The organism is Tessaracoccus bendigoensis DSM 12906, from assembly GCF_900141915.1.
Taxonomy (GTDB): Bacteria; Actinomycetota; Actinomycetes; order Propionibacteriales; family Propionibacteriaceae; genus Arachnia; species Arachnia bendigoensis.
Window position 1 is genome coordinate 1 of sequence record NZ_FQZG01000028.1, and the last position, 16,513, is coordinate 16,513.

Sequence of the window (16,513 nt, forward strand, 5' to 3'; positions counted from 1 at the left end):
CCGCGTCCGGGGCTCGCGCGACAAGGCATTGGCCGATCTTCGTGGTCAGACGGGGGAGAATCGACCACTGGTCGATTTTGATGTGTCCGGCCTCGCGTCGGGTGCCCTCGCAGAAGCGCGCTGGCACTTCAGACGAGGATCGAAGCTCGTCGTCGGGAAGCGCGAACTGACATAATGTTGCTTATCGGACAAGTGGCCGGTAGCGTCGAACGCGGGTGTGACGAGTTCTGTTTCGGATCCGCAACGTTTCGATCCGGACCCGGCGCCGCCCTTCTTGGTTGGTTACGCTCGGCGGTAGCACCTTGAATCTGAAGGGACCAGACCATGCCGCTTCTTTCGCCCTGTGACGGCCGGGTGGTTGCGATCGCCGACGTCAGAGACCCGACGTTCTCAGCCCAACTGGTCGGTCCAGGGGTCGGTATCGAGCCAGTCGACGGCCGACAGGTCGTCGTCGCCCCCGCGGACGGGAAACTCCTGAAACTCGACCCTCATGCGTTCATCCTGCTCGTTGATGATTCCGTCGGAGTCCTGGTGCACCTGGGCATCAACACGGTGCGCCTCGAAGGTCGACTGTTCGATGTCCTGGCCGAACAAGGTCAATCGGTGCAGGCAGGTGAACCCATCGTGGCCTGGGATCCTTCCAAGATCACGGACCCGGACATGGAGGGCACAGTCGTCGTTGTGCTGATGGACCAGGCGGCCGATTCCATCTCATCGGATGTGATCGGCCGGGACATCGTGGCCGGAACACCCCTGTTCGAGTGGCGCTGACCAGCTACTCAGGGGGCGAATAGAGCATCGACGGCATCGAGGACATCGGTCGACACGACGCTGCGACCGGCGGCGGTGTTCTGCATCACCTGGCTGATCTGCGTGGCCCCTGCGATGACCGATGAGATGTTCGGGCGCGACAGTAGCCACTGGAAGGTGACCTCCAGCATCGAGCGATCCGCGTCGTCGCAGATGGCCTGGTAGGCCTCCAACTGGTCCCAGTCGGTCGCAGCCAACAAAGCAGGCTTCTGCCTCGTCAACCGACCCTCTCCCCCGCCTGCACGGGTGTATTTTCCGGTCAGCAGCCCGTTGGCCAACGGGAAATAGGGGAACACGCCGAGTCCGAACTCGTCGGCCACCGGGGCCATGAGCGCCTCGAATTCCCTGGCGACAAGGGAATACTCGTTCTGTGTGGAGATGAATGATTCGTTTCCGTCCTGCTCCGAGGCGGCAGCGGCATCCCGGGCCTGCTCAGGGGTGAAGTTGGAGTGCCCCAGGTAGAGGACCTTCCCTTGGCCCACCAGGTCGGTCAGCGCGGCCAAGGTCTCTTCGATCGGTGTCTCCGGGTCAGGGGTGTGCATCTGTAGCAGGTCGATGCGGTCGGTGCGCAGTCGTCGAAGTGACGCCTCCACGGCCCTCCTGATGTAGCGTGCGCCGCCTTTGGGTCCCCAGTCTTCCGTGCCGGGCATGGCGTAGTCCTGGTGGCCGAACTTCGTGGCGAGCACCACTTCGTCTCGGACGCCTTCGAGGGCAGCCCCCAGGAATTCCTCGCTCCGCCCCGGGGTGGACCCGTAGATATCGGCTCCGTCGAAGAACGTGATTCCGGCATCGATCGCCGTCCGGATCACCTCGGTGCTGCCCTCGAGCGTTTCGGTGTGGGTGCCGCGCCTTGAGAAGTTGTTGCACCCCATTCCCACGACGCTGACCCGCAGATCCGACCGACCGACGTTTCGTATCTCCATGACCCCACTCTAACGACCAAGGCTCACCAGAGACCCGCCGTCGGGGTGGATCTTGGTGGACGGGCGGCGATGAGCCGCTGACGGGGTGGCGACGCCGGGTCCCGGCGTCGCCGCCCCCTCGTCAGTAGTTGATCATCTGGCCGCCGATGCCCTCCACAGCTTCCTTGATCGCTTCGGAAAGCGTCGGGTGGGCATGAATGTTGTGGCCGACCTCGTCTGTGGTCAGGTCGTAGGCTTGGGCGAGCGTCAACTCGGGCAACAGCTCAGTGACGTCCGGCCCGATCATGTGAGCGCCCAGAATCTCGTTGTAACGGGAATCCGCGACGATCTTGACGAAGCCACTGCCGTCGCCGAGCCCCCACGCCTTCCCGTTGGCTGCGAACGGGAACTTCGACACCTTCACCTCGTAGCCCTTGTCGCGGGCCTGCTGCTCGGAGTACCCGAAGGAGGCGACCTGGGGCTGGCAGTATGTTGCCCGCGGGATCATGTCGTAGTTGATCGGATGGGTCTCACGCCCTGCGATCGCCTCGGCCGCGATGACGCCCTGCGCCTCGGCGGTGTGCGCCAACATCATCTTTCCGGTCGCATCGCCGATCGCGAAGATGTTGGGTACGTTCGTGCGCATCTGGTCGTCGATCGCAATCGCCCGCCGCTCGGTCAGGGCAACGCCGGTGTTCTCCAGTCCGTAGCCGTCGACGCGCGGCGCGAACCCGATCGCTGAGAGGAAACGGTCGGCTTCGAGCACCGACTGGTCACCGCCCTTGGCGGGGCTGACGGTTACCCGCACGCCCGATCCGGTGTCCTCGATGCCCTCGACCTTCGTGGAGGTCAGGACCTTGATGCCCAGCTTCTTGTAGGCCTTGGCGAGCTCCGACGAGACCTCGGCGTCCTCTGTCGGGACCATCCGGTCGAGGTACTCCACGATCGTCACATCCGTGCCGAACTGGCTGAGAACGTAGGCGAACTCGGTGCCGATGGCGCCGGACCCGCCGATGATGATCGAATCCGGGACAGAGTCGGACAGGATCTGCTCCTCATAGGTCACAACATTGGCCGAGCGCTGGGTGCCGGGCAGCATCCGCGTCGTGGCGCCAGCCGCGACGATCGCGTTGGTGAACCGCACCTGCCGCTTCTCTCCGGAGTCGGCCTCCACCTCGATGGTGTTCGCGTCGAGGAACGTCCCCCAGCCGTTGAGCTCGGTGATCTTGTTCTTCTTCATCAGGAAGTGGATGCCCTTGGTCATCCGGTCAGACACCGCACGGCTGCGGGTGAAGGCCTTGTTGTAGCTGAACGTCACCTCACCCTCGATCCCGAAAGTGTCGGCCTCGTGGTTGAAGATGTGTGCGAGTTCTGCGTTGCGCAGTAGCGACTTGGTGGGGATGCAGCCCACGTTGAGGCACACCCCTCCCCAATAGCGCTTCTCGATGATGCCGACCTTTAGGCCAAGCTGGGCGGCGCGGATGGCGGCCACGTAGCCGCCGGGGCCCGCGCCGAGGACGACGACGTCAAATTCTGAGCTCATGGTGCCCACTCTAGCGACGATTCGAGGCTGGAACCCATGGGTTGAGCCGCAGTTGTGAGAGCTTCGATACATCTGGCTGCACGGCCCGGCAACACTCGAACGACTACGAAAATCACCCGACAATCTCACACATGAGATACCCTGTGGCGATGAGCGCAACTAGTGAGTCCATCGGTCGGATGATTCGCGACGCCCGCACCGCGCGTGGCTGGTCCCAGAAGAAGTTGGCGGAAGAACTCGGCACGGCACAAAGCGCCGTCCACCGGATTGAGGCCGGCCAACAGAACCTCTCGCTGAGCATGATCGACCGCCTGGCTGAAGCGCTGGACATGCCGCTGATCCAGACCGCGACGCAGGGCAGCGTGAACTTCGAGATCCAGGGCCCGACCACCCTCAGCGGCGAGATCGATGTGCGAACCTCAAAGAATGCCGCCATGGCAATCATGTGCGCGAGCCTCCTCAATCACGGGCGCACGGTGCTCCGGGGCATCGCCCGCATCGAGGAGGTCGACCGGATCAGCGAGGTGCTGACATCGATCGGAGTCTCACTCAACTGGATAGGCGAGGGCAACGACCTTGAGATCGTCCGGCCCGAGCGACTCGCCCCTGAGAAGATCGATGAGCGCGCAGCCCGACGGACCCGCAGCATCCTGATGTTCCTCGGCCCCCTGCTGCACGAGTTCGATGACTTCAAGCTGCCTTATGCCGGAGGTTGTGACCTCGGAGCCCGCACTGTGCACCCACATATGGCGGCTCTCAGCAAACTGGGGCTGACGGTCACCGCGACCGACCGCAACTACCATGCGCGCGTCGAGCGCGACACCAGCGCGGAACGACAGATCACGCTCATCGAGCGCGGTGACACGGTCACCGAGAACGCAATCATGGCTGCTGCTCGCACTCCGGGCATCACGGTGCTGCGCAACGCTTCGGGAAACTACATGGTCCAGGACCTGTGCTTCTTCCTGGAACTCCTCGGCGTCAGGATCGACGGGGTCGGCACCACCACCTTGACCATCCATGGCGTCGAGTCGATCAATGAGGATGTCGAGTACTTCATCTCTGAGGATCCCATCGAGGCGATGAGCCTGCTCACCGCGGGGATCGTGACGAAGTCGGAGATAACGGTTCGACGCTGTCCCATCGAGTTCCTCGAGGTGGAGTTCGCCGTCCTCGACGAGATGGGTCAGGTGCTGGAGCTCAGCGACGAGTACACCAGCCGAAACGGCAAGACCCGACTGGTCGACGTGACCGTGATACCGTCCGACCTGCACGCACCGCTGGACAAGATCCATCCGATGCCCTTCCCTGGCCTCAACATCGACAACCTCCCCTTCTTCGCCGTGATCTGCGCGACCGCGACCGGCCAGAGCGTCATCTACGACTGGGTCTACGACAACCGGGCGATCCACCTCTCGAAACTCTCCGAGCTGGGCGCGAACATCCAGCTCATGGATGCGCACCGGTTGCTCATCATCGGACCCACCGCGTGGAGGGGTCGTCAGATCGACACTCCCCCGGCGCTTCGTCCTGCGGTGTGTGTGCTGCTCGCGGCGCTCGCGGCCAGGGGAACAACCAACCTGATGGACGTCTACGTCATCAACCGTGGCTACGAGGACCTCCCCCACCGGCTGAACAAGTTGGGGGCAAACATCAACGTCTTCTGGGGGGATCCGTCCAGCGACGACTGATCTTTTTCGGACTTTGTTGCACGAAGTGGCCATTTGGGCCGTTCAGCGTAGAATCTGCCACCATGGCCGTGTATGGAGACTACCTGTCGCCCCCGTTCACCGCGATGGCCCATCGCGGTGGCTCGTTGCTCACCGCCAACCTGGGCATCGAGAACACGATCCGTGCTTTCCGAAACGCCGTGGACCTGGGGTTCAGCTACCTGGAGACCGATGTCCATGTTTCGGCCGACGGTCGGCTCTACGCGTTCCATGACGAGAACCTGGAGCGGGTCACAGGCTATGACGGGACGCTCGGCGAACTGAACTCCAGCGAGGTGCGTGAGTTGCGCGTCGGCGGTCGGGAACCGATTCCGAGCCTCGACGAACTGTTCGAAACCTTTCCCACAGCCCATTTCAACATCGACCTGAAACATGATCCGGCCGTGGAGGTGCTCGCGGACGCCGTCAGCCGCCACGGTGCTGAACACCGCGTGTGTGTCGGCTCGTTCTCCAGGGCCCGGATCAAACGCTTCAGGGCGTTGCTCCCCAGCGTGCCAACCGCGGTCTCCAGCCTCGGTTGCGCAGCGCTCCTGATGGGGCGCATCTCCAAGGGTGGGCAGGTCTATCAGGTGCCGATCACGCAGGCCGTCGGCCCCACGACCTTTGACCTCGTCACGCCGGGAACGATCGCCCGGGCGCACGCAGCCGGGCGGAAGATGCACGTGTGGACCATCGACGACCCGACCACCATGCACCGCCTGATCGACTGGGGTGTGGACGGGATCGTCACCGACCGGCCGGATTTGTTGAAAGAGGTACTCCGGGCCCGGGGTATGTGGTCTACTCGGTAGGGAACGATTCGGCCCTCCGAGTCGTTGTACATTGCGATATTAACGAAGGAGGGAACATGGCAGATCGTGCACTACGTGGCGTGGGGCTCGGCTCGAAGACCTTCGAGGACGAGCAGGGCGTCGAGTTCGCCGAGCGTCAGACGCTCGCGTTCGATTGTCCGAAAGGCCACCACTTCACCATCACCTTCTCGGTCGAGGCCGAACTCCCGACCGAATGGGAGTGCAAGAAGTGCGGCCAGGTGGCTCGACGCTCGGATGGCGTGGTAGGAGAGGAGAAGGTCGAGAAGCCTGCGCGCACCCACTGGGACATGCTGCGTGAACGCCGCTCGATCCCGGAGCTGGAAGACATACTCGCCGAGCAGCTGACGAAGCTGCGCGAGTCCGATCGGATCTACTGATCACACAGATTCGCCCGCCCCTGCCGATAGGCAGGGGCGGGCGAATCTTGTCACCGGACGGCTACCGCTCGTCGCCGGGTTCGATGATGAGGCCTTCGATCACGACGTGTTCACCGTCGACGCCCTGGCCCTGCTGGTTCGGGATGTCGATGGACGGGATCGGTGGCTCGAAGACATCCACCGTCTCCCCCTTGATGACCGTTGCGGTGGCGCCGCCGTTGCGAAGAGCGCGCGCCGCCCACCACGAGATGGCGGACCGGATGAAGGGCCTGGTGAACGGCAGGAGCAGCAGGGCTCCCGCAATGTCTGACAGGAGCCCCGGCAGAATGAGCAGGAGGCCACCGACGAGGATCAGGCTGGCATCGGCCATCTGTCCGGACGGGAGTTGCCCGGAGCGCAGGGACTCGGACAAGGCGCCCCAGGTCTTGCGCCACTCGCGTTGCAGAAGGTAGATCCCGAGGAGACTGGTCAAGAGAAGAATCAGGAGTGTCCACCAGCCGATCTCCCCCGCGACCCAGATGAGGGCGGCGACCTCCGCGACGACGTACGCAATCGCCGCGAGGCTGGTCGCCCCCAGCCACAACCGTCCCCGCTGCCTCGCCTTCAAAGCATCAACCCTTCTTCGATCGGCCAAGTGCCCTGCGCACGCCCTTGGCGACCTGCCCGGCCCGGTATTCGACGCCCCACAAGGTGGTTCGGATCAGTGCCTCGACGACGATGTTCTTACTCATCTTGGAATCGCCGAATTCGCGTTCCACGAACTCGATGGGCACCTCGACGACCTTGAAGCCGTGTCGGATGGTTCGCCAGACCAGATCGATCTGGAAGCAGTAGCCGGCCGAGGCCACCTCGTCGAGGCTGATTCCGCGAAGGGTGTCGGCCTTGTAGGCGTTGAACCCGCCGGTGGCGTCCTTGACGGGGATGCCCAGCCAGAGCCGGGTCCACAGCGACCCTCCCTTGGAGATGAACACTCGCGACTTGGGCCAGTTGACCACCGAGCCGCCCTTGACCCAGCGCGAACCCTTCACCATGTCTGCGCCGTCCGCGAGGGCCTGCAGCAGCCGCGGCAGTTCCTCCGGTTGGTGCGAGCCGTCGGCGTCGTGTTGCACCAGCACGCCGTACCCGTTGTCCAGACCGTAGTGGAAGCCTGCCAGGTAGGCGGCGCCCAGGCCCTCCTTACCCTTGCGGTGCATCACGATGATGTGGTCGTCCTCGGCGGCGAGGCGGTCGGCTAGCTGGCCGGTGCCATCCGGGGAGTTGTCATCTGCCACCAGAATGTCGGCTTCGGGCACGGCGCGACGGATCCGGCTTGTGATGCTCTCGATGTTCTGGGACTCGTTGTACGTCGGGATGATCACGAGCACCCGGCCGAGGGATTCCTGCGAGGTCATTTGATTCCTTGGGGTTTCGATTTTCCATCAATGCTAGCGGGGGTCGGGTCGCTTCCGGACGATGGTGGCACCAAGTGCCAGGAGGGTCGCGGCAACCGCGAGCCAGGAGATTGTGGGGTTCAGCCGCACCGACAGGTTGACGTTGTAGCGCAACGGGACGGTGGCGATCAGAGTTGCCGCATCCAACTCCTCGGCCTGCTCGACGATGCGTCCGTGGGTGTCGATCACGGCCGAGTAGGAGTTGAGCGTGCTGGCCAGAACCTCGCGCCCGGTCTCCATGGCCCTCACCCGGTTCAGAACCAACTGCTGGTGGGGTTCGAAGGTGCCGACATAGGTGTTCGTGTTGGACTGGGAGACGATCACCTCGGCGCCGTCGCGGATCAGGTCGTAGACGGTGTCGTCATAGGCTAGCTCGAAGCAGATGATGGTTCCCACCCTCAGATGCCCGTACTCCCCCGTCGCGACTTCGACGACGCCTGACCCTTCTCCAGGGACCGAATCGCGACCTACCTGCCGCAGGATCGGCAGCACCGGCAACAGCTGTTCGCGGAATGGGATGTACTCGCCGAACGGCACCAGGTTGCGTTTGTGGTAGGTCGCCGTCGGGCCGGTCTGCGGGTCCCACCAGATGCTGGAGGTCTGCCTGGTGTCTGGCTTGGGACCGTCGGTGACCGCGCCGACGAAGATGGGCACCTCCGCGATCGCTGCGGACAACTCGACCAGGCGTCTCGTCTCTGCATCGTTGACCGGATCAACGTCGGTGGCGTTCTCCGGCCAGAGCACGAAGTCGACCTTCTCGCCCTGCGTCCGGGCCAGGGCGGTCGCGAAGATCGTTTCGCTGAGCGCATTGTTGGTCACCGAACGGGCATACGAGCTGCTGCCCTTCTCGGCCCGGTTGACGTTGGGTTGGACCATTGCCACCGTCACCGACTGCTCAGGCTGCTTCTGTGGCAGCAGGTTCGCGAGGCCACCCACCACGAACAACGCCACGATGCCTGCGATCGACTTGATCCGCACCGTCGGCGTGGTCGCGGCCCACAGCCCCAGCACGCCGACGAGAGCGACCAGGTAGGAGACTCCGGTGACGCCGACCAACGAGAGGAAGCCGCTCATCGGCTGGTCGACCGTGGTGTGGCCCAGGCGGAGCCAGGGAAAGCCGCCGAAAGGAACACTGCCCGCACCGAACTCGATCGCGACCCAGGCGGCCGGCACCAGGAAGGCCCAGCCCCTCAGCGTGACGAGGCGGGAGACGATCAGCCCTAGCAGCCCCCACCAGAGTGCCATGAACGCCACCAACGCGACCGCGACCCACACCCCCAGCACCGAGACCCACGATATGGTGAGGGTGTTGAGAGCCAGGCCCGCCAATGTGCCCCACCCGAAGGCCGTCCTTCCACGCAACCCGATCATCAACCAGGTCAACAACGCGACCCCGACGATGGTGGCTAGCCAAACCCCCATCGGCGCCTGACCGAGCCCGAGCAGGAGGCCGGCGGCGACCGAGAGCACCAGCATCAGCAGTGGGGGCAACGTTGGGCGGGTCAGCACGGACGAAGCCTACCCGGCTCCCAGGGTGTGCCAGCATGGGCAGATGAGCACTCTGATGGCGTTCGACACGTCATACCTGTACTTCAGGGCCTTCTTCGGGGTTCCGTCGACGTTCCGCGCGCCGGATGGGCGCCCCGTCAACGCGGTACGGGGGACGCTCGACTTCATCGGCAGGCTGATAGGGCAGTACCGGCCCGACCTCATCGCCTGCGCTTGGGACGACGATTGGCGGCCGGGCTGGCGGGTGGAACTGGTGCCGACGTACAAGGCGCACCGCGTGGTCGAAGTCGAAGGGACCGAGCAGGAGTCGGTCGACGACGACCTCAGCATCCAGGTGCCGCTCATCCGCGCCTGTCTCTCGGCCCTCGGGATCCCGGTGGTCGGCGTCGCCGACCATGAGGCAGACGATGTGCTCGCCTCCATGGCACGCCAGCATGAGGGACCCGGCCTGGTGGTCACCGGGGACCGTGACCTGTTCCAGTTGGTCGATGACGACACCTCCGTCGTCTACGTCGCACGAGGGGTGGCGAAACACGAACTGGTGACCCCCGCGGTGCTCGCCGCGAAGTATCGGGTTGCCCCGGAACGGTACGTGGACTTCGCCGTGCTCCGCGGTGACCCCAGCGACGGGCTACCGGGGGTCAAAGGGATCGGGGAGAAGTCCGCGGCCTCACTCGTGGGCACCTACCCAAGCCTTGAGTCTATGGTCGAGGCGGCGGCAACCGCGTCGTCGGGCATGTCGCCTTCCATGCGTTCGAAGTTGTTGGCCGACGTCGACTACCTCGTCCGGGCGAGGGAGGTTGTCACCTGCGTCGACTCGCTCGGGTTGCCACCCTTGCGGCGCACCCCTGTAGACGACGACGCCGTCTCGGTGCTGACCTCCGAGCTGGGGCTCGGCGGCTCCATGACCAGGTTGGCGCAGCTACTGGCCTGAGCCAATCAGGGGCGCGCGGCGTGGAGCATGAACAGCACCGAACTGGCCAGGAGGTTGGCCCCGATGTTGCCTGCGCGGTGGCGATGGCCGTCGGCGTCCAACGGGATACGTCGATCGATCACCATGTCAAGACTCGCGAACAGCGGCTCAAGGTCGGGGATAGACGAGTGGTGCAGGTTCGGGGTGTCGTACCACTCGAATGGCAGGTCCTTCGACATCGGCATCCTGCCGCGGAGCAGCCTCAACCGGTTGCGCCAGTGCGCGAAGTTTGGCATCGACACGAGGGAATGCACGGCTATCCTGCCCATCTCTGAGAGCACCCTTCGCGGCTTGTAGACCGTCTGCAACGTGCGGGACAACACCACGAAGTCGTAGGAGTCGTCGCCGAACTCGCCCAACTGCGTGTCCAGGTCGAGGTCGATGACGTTGACCCCGTGGCGGAGGCACGCGAGCACGTTTGACGGATCGACGTCGACCCCGGTCCCGGTGCACCCCTTCTCGCTGAGGAGCCGCAGGAGGTCGCCGTTGCCGCAGCCGAGATCAAGCACCCGCGATCCCTCGGGGATGAGATCGGCGATGATGGCCAGGTCGGCCCTGAACCGCTCGGTCATGCCAGCTCCTCAGCGGCCCGGTCGAGGAATGCCCGGACGGTCGCGTGATAGTCGTCGATCTCAAGGAGGAACGAGTCATGTCCCCACGGCGAGTGAATTTCCCGGAAGGACGTCGGCACCCTGGAACCTTCAAGATGCCGGACGATTCGGCGGGAGTGTTCCGTCGAGAAGCGCCAGTCGGTGTCGAAGCTGACCACCAGGAACCGCACGGGATCGGCGGCCAGAGCGTCAATCACGTGCGGGTCTGCGAACGGGTCGAAGTAGTCCATGACGCGGGTCAGGTAGAGGTAGCTGAGCGGATCGAAGCGGCTCAGGAACCGTTGCCCCTGGTGCTCGAGGTAGCTCTCGACGGCGAAGTCGATTCCGAAGTTGGGCGACAGCTCGCCGCCTTGGGCCGACCGCCCGAACTTCTCCTGGAACGCCTCCTCGGACAGGTAAGTGATGTGGGCCATCATCCGCGCAACCGACAGGCCCTTCGACGGAGAGGTCCCGCGGGTGAGGAACTTGCCCTCGCTGAAACCTGAGTCGCGCATGATCGCCTGCCGACCGACCGCACTGAATGCGATGTTCTGCGCGGTCAGCCGGGACGAGGCGGCGAAGATCAGGGCCCTGCCCATCTCTGCCGGGTGGCTCAAGGCCCACTGCAGCACCTGCATCCCTCCGAGCGATCCCCCGACGACCGCCGCGAAGCTCCTGATTCCGAGGCGCCGGGCGAGCGCGCGGTGCACCTCCACGAAGTCGGCCATGTCCAGCAGCGGGAAGTCGAGCGCGTAGGGCTCACCCGTGGCTGGGTTCAGCGAGGACGGACCCGTCGTGCCCCGGCACCCTCCCAGGATGTTGGAGGCGACGACGAACCATCGGTCGGTGTCGATGGGGCGTCCAGGGCCGATCATGTTGTCCCACCAGCCGGGGCGCGTGTCGCCTTCGTGGAAGCCGGCCGCGTGCGCATCCCCGGTCAGCGCATGGCAGATGTAGACGGCGTTGGTGGCGTCGCTGTTCAACTCGCCGTACGTCTCGTAGGCGACCTCGACCGGCGCGAGCGTGGCCCCGCTGCGCATTCGCAGGGGATCGTCCCGGTCGAACACGGTCACGATTCGGGTCTCGACGATGCCGAGGGATTCTCCGCTCACCCCCCTATTCTTGCCTACCCGGCGACCGCTTCGGCCACGGTGACCGTGGGTGAGCTACCAGAACCCTTGCCTGAAGCCCCATCCGGTTGGAGACTCAGCACATGAATGGTTCCAGATTCAGCGTGACGATGGACGCGGCAGATCCCCAGGCCCAGGGCGAGTTCTGGTCGCTCGCGCTCGGCTATGAACGCGAAGCCCCGCCGACCCCGCATGCCACGTGGGAAGAGGCGCTCACGGCCTGGGTACTACCTCCAGAGCGCTGGAATGACGCCAACGCCATCGTCGACCCGGACGGCATCGGGCCGAGGGTATTCATCCAGAAGGTGTCTGAACCGAAGGTGGTGAAGAACCGGGTGCACCTGGACGTCAGGGTGTCGACCGACCGGATGAACAAGGACCATGGGTTGATGTCGGAGCGGGCGGATGAACTGGTCGCCGCTGGCGCAACCCGTTTGGCGGTCTTCGACGACCCGTCCATCGGCTACTGGATCGTGATGGCCGACCCCGAGGGCAACGAGTTCTGCATCGTGTGACCCCGCTCTGGGTTCAGACAGACGACCGGGGCGCCCCCGCGGAAGCGGAAGCGCCCCGATGGGACAAGTGAAGAAGATCAGTGCGCGATCGACTCGCCCGCCCCTGCGCCCGTCAGCGAACGGACCTCCATCTCCGTGGCCAGATCCTGATCGCTGCCCTTCTTCGCTGTCACGGTGCCGAGCCAGCCAGCCAGGAAGGCCAGCGGCACCGAGATCAGGGCCGGATTTGTCAGGGGGAACCACGCGAAGTTGACGGCCTCGCCGAGCATCGACGTCTTCGATCCGGAGATCGACGGCGAGAACACGATCAGCACGATCGAGCTGATGAGGCCGGTGTAGATGCTCCACACAGATCCCCTCGTGTTGAACCTCTTCCAGTACATCGTGTAGAGGATCGACGGCAGGTTCGCCGAGGCCGCGACGGCGAAGGCCAGCGAGATCAGGAACGCGATGTTCTGGCCGTTTGCGAGGATTCCACCGAGGATCGCCAGCACCCCGATCACGATCGAGGTGATCCTGGCGACCTTGACCTCCTGCTCCGGTGCCGCCTTGCCGCCCTTCAGGATCGAGTTGTACACATCGTGGGCGAATGAGGCCGATGCCGTGATGGTCAGGCCCGCGACGACCGCAAGGATCGTGGCGAACGCGACGCCGGAGATCACCCCCATGAAGACCTCTCCCCCGAGGCTGAGCGCCAACAGCGGCGCTGCCGAGTTCGCCCCGCCCGGGGCCGCCACGATGGCCTGCTGGCCGACCAGCTTCGCGGCCCCCATCCCGAGGATGAGGGTCATGATGAAGAACGCGCCGATCAAGACGATCGCCCAGACGGCTGAGCGCCTGGCCTCCTTGGCCGTGGGCACCGTGTAGAAGCGCATCAGGACATGCGGAAGGCCGGAAGGACCGGCAACCAGCGCGATCGAGAGGGACAGGAAGGACAACTTCGTCCAGATACTCGCCCCGTACTGCTGCATTGGCTGAAGAACATCGGTTCCGTTCCCAAACGCCGGATCGAGGGCGGCTGACTGTGCCTGCCCGAGCAGCGCGGACAGGTTGAAGCCGCTGTTCGACATGACGAGAATGGACATGGTAAGGGCCCCGAGGACCAGCAGAACCGCCTTGATCATCTGGACCCACGTGGTGCCCTTCATGCCACCGATCAGGACGTAGACCACCATCAAGGCGCCCACCAGAGCGATCACCAGTGACTGGGTAGCCTTGTCAGAGACGCCGAGCAGCAGTGCCACGAGGCCGCCGGCGCCCGCCATCTGGGCCAGCAGATACACAAACGAGATCACAAGGGTGGAGGTGGCGGCGGCCGTGCGGACGGGCTTCTGGTTCATGCGGAAGCTGAGCACATCGGCCATGGTGTACTTGCCGGTGTTGCGGAGCGGTTCAGCCACCAGATACAGGGCCAGGATCCAGGCGACGAAGAAGCCCACTGAGTACAGCAGGCCGTCATAGCCGTAGAGTGCGACGGCGCCGGTCACGCCCAGGAATGCGGCTGCCGAGAGGTAATCGCCGGTGATGGCGAGACCGTTCTGTCTGCCGGAGAAGGCTGCGCCCCCGGTGTAGAAATCGGCCGCCTTCTGCTTCTGCCGGGTAACGATGATGACGATCGCCATCGTGGCAATGACGAATACCGCGAACACCGCAATGTTGATTGCCGGGTTTCCATACCCGGATTCAAGAATCTGCATGGGTCAGATCACCTTTTCCAGGTCGGCCTTGAGTGCGGTGGAGATGGGGTCGAGGCGCCGACTGGCGAATCTGACGTAGACCGCAGTCCAGATCCAGGTGACAGCGAACTGAGCCAGGCCGATGGTCATACCGATGCTTAGGGCGCCGAATAGAGGAGTGCCCATGAAGTTCGGCGCGAAGATCGACAGAACGACGTAGACGAAATAGGACGTCAATCCCGCGATCGTCATCGGGAACGCGAAGCCCCGGAAGGTGGCCCTGAGCTTCTGGAACTCCGGGGTGGCTGCCGTGGCGAGGAACTCGTTGACCGTCGGGTCGTGCTTGGGGCCGTCTGAGACGCTCGTGATCTCAGGCAGTGGCCAATGGTCATGAGGAAGATGAGCTTCTGTCTCATCGGGTGCGACGGGGTCCTTGCTTGGGTCCCCGAACTCGAGATGCGCCATTCTGACACCTCCTTGTGTCCGGTGGGCCGCCGTTGGCCCAACTGGTGGAAGAGTAAACCATTTGGGGCCCAAAACTGGAATCCGTGCGGTTCGTGAGATGGCGCACCCTGCCGCGCATCTCCTCTCCAGTCGGGGAATATCCGGGATTGGGCGCACCGGCAAATTGTGACAAGAAAGTTGGGCAATAGTCGCGCCGGTAGGAAACCGGGTCGGATTCATGAGGCGGATTGTGTATCACCAGAGCCCCTGGCGGCTCCTGATAGGTGTTGCCGGGATCGGTACGGTGCCGTCCCGTCGAGAAGGGAGCGGTGATGAACAACGAGCTGCTGGCCGCGATACGTCCGGTGAAGTCCCGGGTCGAGGACGAGCTGATCGCCATCGACGGTGTGAACATGGTCGACATCGCCCCGAAAGTCTCGAAAGGGAAACCGACCGGGGAGTTGGCGATCGTCGTCTACGTGACACACAAGCTGCCGCTTGGTGAGTTGCGGGAGGCTGACAAGGTGCCGAAGGAGATCAACGGCATCAAGACAGACGTCCAGGAGATGGTCATCGAGCTCCAACCCGCCTGGCAGCCGCTGGACGACGCGGCTCTCGTCGACCCTGCGGCCTACCCGACCCTGGTCGGAGGCATCTCGATGGGCCCTTCCCGGACCTTCTACCTTGAGCCTCCCGAGGTGGAGCAGGCAGGCAACTACACCATGGTCGGCACCTTCGGTGCCCTGGTGAAAGACAACGCCTCCGGGGCGACGATGGCGCTGTCAAACTTCCACGTCGCCGCGGTCGACACCGCGTGGACGGCCAGCGACAGGCAGGTCCAGCCTGGGCGTCCCGATGGTGGCAACCCTTCGACGCAGGCGTTCGGTGCCCTGACCCGCGCCGTCCTGTCTGAGAACGTGGACGGTTCGGTCACGACAATCGATGCCGGCAAAGCCTGGAGTGCGGAGATCCAGGGGATCGGTGACGTGTTGGGCTCCGCCCTTGCGAGCGTGAACATGCCCGTGCGCAAGCGCGGCCGCACGACCGAACTCACCTATGGCCAGGTCGTCTCGGTCGACGCGACGGTCAGCCTCGACTACGGTCACGGCATCGGGACGCGCACCCTGAAGAAGCAGATCCGAATCGCCACCGACACCACGAAGTCCACCAGATTCTCCAATGGCGGCGACTCCGGCTCGGTGGTCGTAAACGACAATGCGGAAGTCGTCGGCCTGCTGTTTGCCGGTTCGACCGACGGCTCCACCACCTTCGCAAACCCGATCGCGGCGGCACTGTCGGAACTGGACGTCACGCTGCTGACCAAGACACCGGTGCCAGGCCCCGCGCCCACCTTGTTCTGTGTACCGTCCAAGGTGATCATCACGTGCCCCACGAATGCGATCATCTGTCTCAAGTCCCGCCTGATCTGCCCCACGAAGCCGACCATCTGCTTCTCCAACATCGCGTTGTGCAGGTCCAAGATCACGATCTGCCCGACCAAGGTGTCCATCCTTTGCAACGGGTGGCCGGGCGACTGGCCCGTTGGTCGGCCGTTCGCAGGCCAGGGCGAGCCGGAGGACTACGGCTACGGCACGTCCGAGGGCGACGACTCGGGTGGCGACACCGCCTACCAGGCGGGTTACGCCGAAGGCTACGCCGCCGCTAGGGAAGAGGCATCAGGCGTCGTGGGTCAGGACGTGTCCGCAACCCTCCTGCCTTCGCTGTACACCTGCCCCAGCCGGATCATCGGGTGCCCGTCAACCAGGCTGGACTGCCCGACCCGGATCGGCTGCTGGAGCAGGTTGGGTTGCCCAACCAACTTCAACTGCCCGACCATCTACGGCTGCCCGAGCCTGTTCAACTGCCCGAGCAAGTTTGGTTGCCCGAGCCTCTTCGGCTGCCCCAGCCTGCAAGGCTGCCCGAGCCTTGCCTGTGGCGACTTCCCCGTCGACTTCGGCCCGGGAGCGCAGGGCGATACCGGAGCCGATCAGGCCTTCTGGGCCGGCTATCTGTCGGCCCTCGAGCAACTGGGCGGCGAACAGGAACAGTGACGCTTCCCGGTACCCGGCGAC

General features: G+C 64.3%; 16 protein-coding genes. 7 read left to right on the forward strand and 9 right to left on the reverse strand.

The window, feature by feature from the left end:
- Nucleotides 1–324 precede the first annotated feature (324 nt).
- Complete coding sequence (locus tag BUC15_RS08850) at nucleotides 325–771, forward strand: PTS sugar transporter subunit IIA (RefSeq protein WP_073187238.1); 447 nt, start codon at nucleotides 325–327, stop codon at nucleotides 769–771.
- 8 nt (nucleotides 772–779) lie between these two features.
- Here BUC15_RS08850 and BUC15_RS08855 read toward each other — a convergent pair whose 3' ends face one another.
- On the reverse strand, nucleotides 780–1,733 hold the full coding sequence (locus tag BUC15_RS08855; RefSeq protein WP_073187240.1) for an aldo/keto reductase: 954 nt from the start codon (nucleotides 1,731–1,733) through the stop codon (nucleotides 780–782).
- A gap of 121 nt (nucleotides 1,734–1,854) precedes the next feature.
- Nucleotides 1,855–3,255, reverse strand: a complete 1,401-nt coding sequence (gene lpdA, locus BUC15_RS08860; RefSeq protein WP_073187318.1) for a dihydrolipoyl dehydrogenase — start codon at nucleotides 3,253–3,255, stop codon at nucleotides 1,855–1,857.
- 149 nt (nucleotides 3,256–3,404) lie between these two features.
- Here lpdA and BUC15_RS08865 point away from each other — a divergent pair, with 149 nt between their 5' ends.
- The 3 genes from BUC15_RS08865 to BUC15_RS08875 all read left to right on the forward strand — a co-directional run bounded on the left by BUC15_RS08865 (nucleotide 3,405) and on the right by BUC15_RS08875 (nucleotide 6,174).
- The gene (locus BUC15_RS08865; protein WP_073187243.1) at nucleotides 3,405–4,946 is read left to right on the forward strand and encodes a helix-turn-helix domain-containing protein; all 1,542 of its coding nucleotides are present in this window, start codon (nucleotides 3,405–3,407) and stop codon (nucleotides 4,944–4,946) included.
- A 62-nt stretch (nucleotides 4,947–5,008) separates the two neighbouring features.
- The gene (locus BUC15_RS08870) at nucleotides 5,009–5,776 is read left to right on the forward strand and encodes a glycerophosphodiester phosphodiesterase family protein (protein WP_073187245.1); all 768 of its coding nucleotides are present in this window, start codon (nucleotides 5,009–5,011) and stop codon (nucleotides 5,774–5,776) included.
- A gap of 56 nt (nucleotides 5,777–5,832) precedes the next feature.
- A complete protein-coding gene (locus BUC15_RS08875) occupies nucleotides 5,833–6,174 on the forward strand; it encodes an RNA polymerase-binding protein RbpA (RefSeq protein WP_073187247.1) in 342 nt (113 codons plus the stop codon).
- A 61-nt stretch (nucleotides 6,175–6,235) separates the two neighbouring features.
- Here the strand turns inward: BUC15_RS08875 and BUC15_RS08880 are convergent, their stop codons facing one another.
- The 3 genes from BUC15_RS08880 to lnt are packed head-to-tail and all read right to left on the reverse strand — an operon-like array spanning nucleotide 6,236 to nucleotide 9,113.
- The gene (locus BUC15_RS08880) at nucleotides 6,236–6,781 is read right to left on the reverse strand and encodes an FxsA family protein (RefSeq protein WP_175558278.1); all 546 of its coding nucleotides are present in this window, start codon (nucleotides 6,779–6,781) and stop codon (nucleotides 6,236–6,238) included.
- A 4-nt stretch (nucleotides 6,782–6,785) separates the two neighbouring features.
- Nucleotides 6,786–7,565: a polyprenol monophosphomannose synthase gene (locus BUC15_RS08885; RefSeq protein ID WP_073187252.1), complete on the reverse strand. Its 780-nt coding sequence runs from the start codon at nucleotides 7,563–7,565 to the stop codon at nucleotides 6,786–6,788.
- A 33-nt stretch (nucleotides 7,566–7,598) separates the two neighbouring features.
- The gene (gene lnt, locus BUC15_RS08890) at nucleotides 7,599–9,113 is read right to left on the reverse strand and encodes an apolipoprotein N-acyltransferase (protein ID WP_084189468.1); all 1,515 of its coding nucleotides are present in this window, start codon (nucleotides 9,111–9,113) and stop codon (nucleotides 7,599–7,601) included.
- Nucleotides 9,114–9,156: 43 nt separating this feature from the next.
- Between lnt and BUC15_RS08895 the strand changes: the two genes are divergently transcribed.
- Nucleotides 9,157–10,047 (forward strand): 5'-3' exonuclease, encoded by an 891-nt coding sequence (locus tag BUC15_RS08895; RefSeq protein WP_217652182.1) that lies wholly within the window; start codon nucleotides 9,157–9,159, stop codon nucleotides 10,045–10,047.
- A 5-nt stretch (nucleotides 10,048–10,052) separates the two neighbouring features.
- Here BUC15_RS08895 and metW read toward each other — a convergent pair whose 3' ends face one another.
- Complete coding sequence (gene metW, locus BUC15_RS08900; RefSeq protein ID WP_073187256.1) at nucleotides 10,053–10,658, reverse strand: methionine biosynthesis protein MetW; 606 nt, start codon at nucleotides 10,656–10,658, stop codon at nucleotides 10,053–10,055.
- Nucleotides 10,655–11,788: a homoserine O-acetyltransferase MetX gene (gene metX / locus BUC15_RS08905; RefSeq protein WP_073187258.1), complete on the reverse strand. Its 1,134-nt coding sequence runs from the start codon at nucleotides 11,786–11,788 to the stop codon at nucleotides 10,655–10,657. The genes metW and metX overlap by 4 nt, the downstream gene beginning before the upstream one ends.
- A gap of 101 nt (nucleotides 11,789–11,889) precedes the next feature.
- Between metX and BUC15_RS08910 the strand changes: the two genes are divergently transcribed.
- Nucleotides 11,890–12,321 (forward strand): VOC family protein, encoded by a 432-nt coding sequence (locus BUC15_RS08910; protein ID WP_073187261.1) that lies wholly within the window; start codon nucleotides 11,890–11,892, stop codon nucleotides 12,319–12,321.
- A gap of 77 nt (nucleotides 12,322–12,398) precedes the next feature.
- Here BUC15_RS08910 and BUC15_RS08915 read toward each other — a convergent pair whose 3' ends face one another.
- Together BUC15_RS08915 and BUC15_RS08920 are read right to left on the reverse strand one after the other, a co-directional pair.
- Nucleotides 12,399–14,018 carry a solute symporter family protein gene (locus tag BUC15_RS08915; protein ID WP_073187264.1) on the reverse strand — a complete coding sequence of 540 codons (1,620 nt, stop codon included), beginning with the start codon at nucleotides 14,016–14,018 and terminating at the stop codon, nucleotides 12,399–12,401.
- A gap of 3 nt (nucleotides 14,019–14,021) precedes the next feature.
- On the reverse strand, nucleotides 14,022–14,462 hold the full coding sequence (locus BUC15_RS08920) for a DUF485 domain-containing protein (protein WP_084189469.1): 441 nt from the start codon (nucleotides 14,460–14,462) through the stop codon (nucleotides 14,022–14,024).
- 311 nt (nucleotides 14,463–14,773) lie between these two features.
- Here BUC15_RS08920 and BUC15_RS08925 point away from each other — a divergent pair, with 311 nt between their 5' ends.
- Nucleotides 14,774–16,492, forward strand: a complete 1,719-nt coding sequence (locus BUC15_RS08925) for a chymotrypsin family serine protease (protein ID WP_073187266.1) — start codon at nucleotides 14,774–14,776, stop codon at nucleotides 16,490–16,492.
- Nucleotides 16,493–16,513 lie beyond the last annotated feature (21 nt).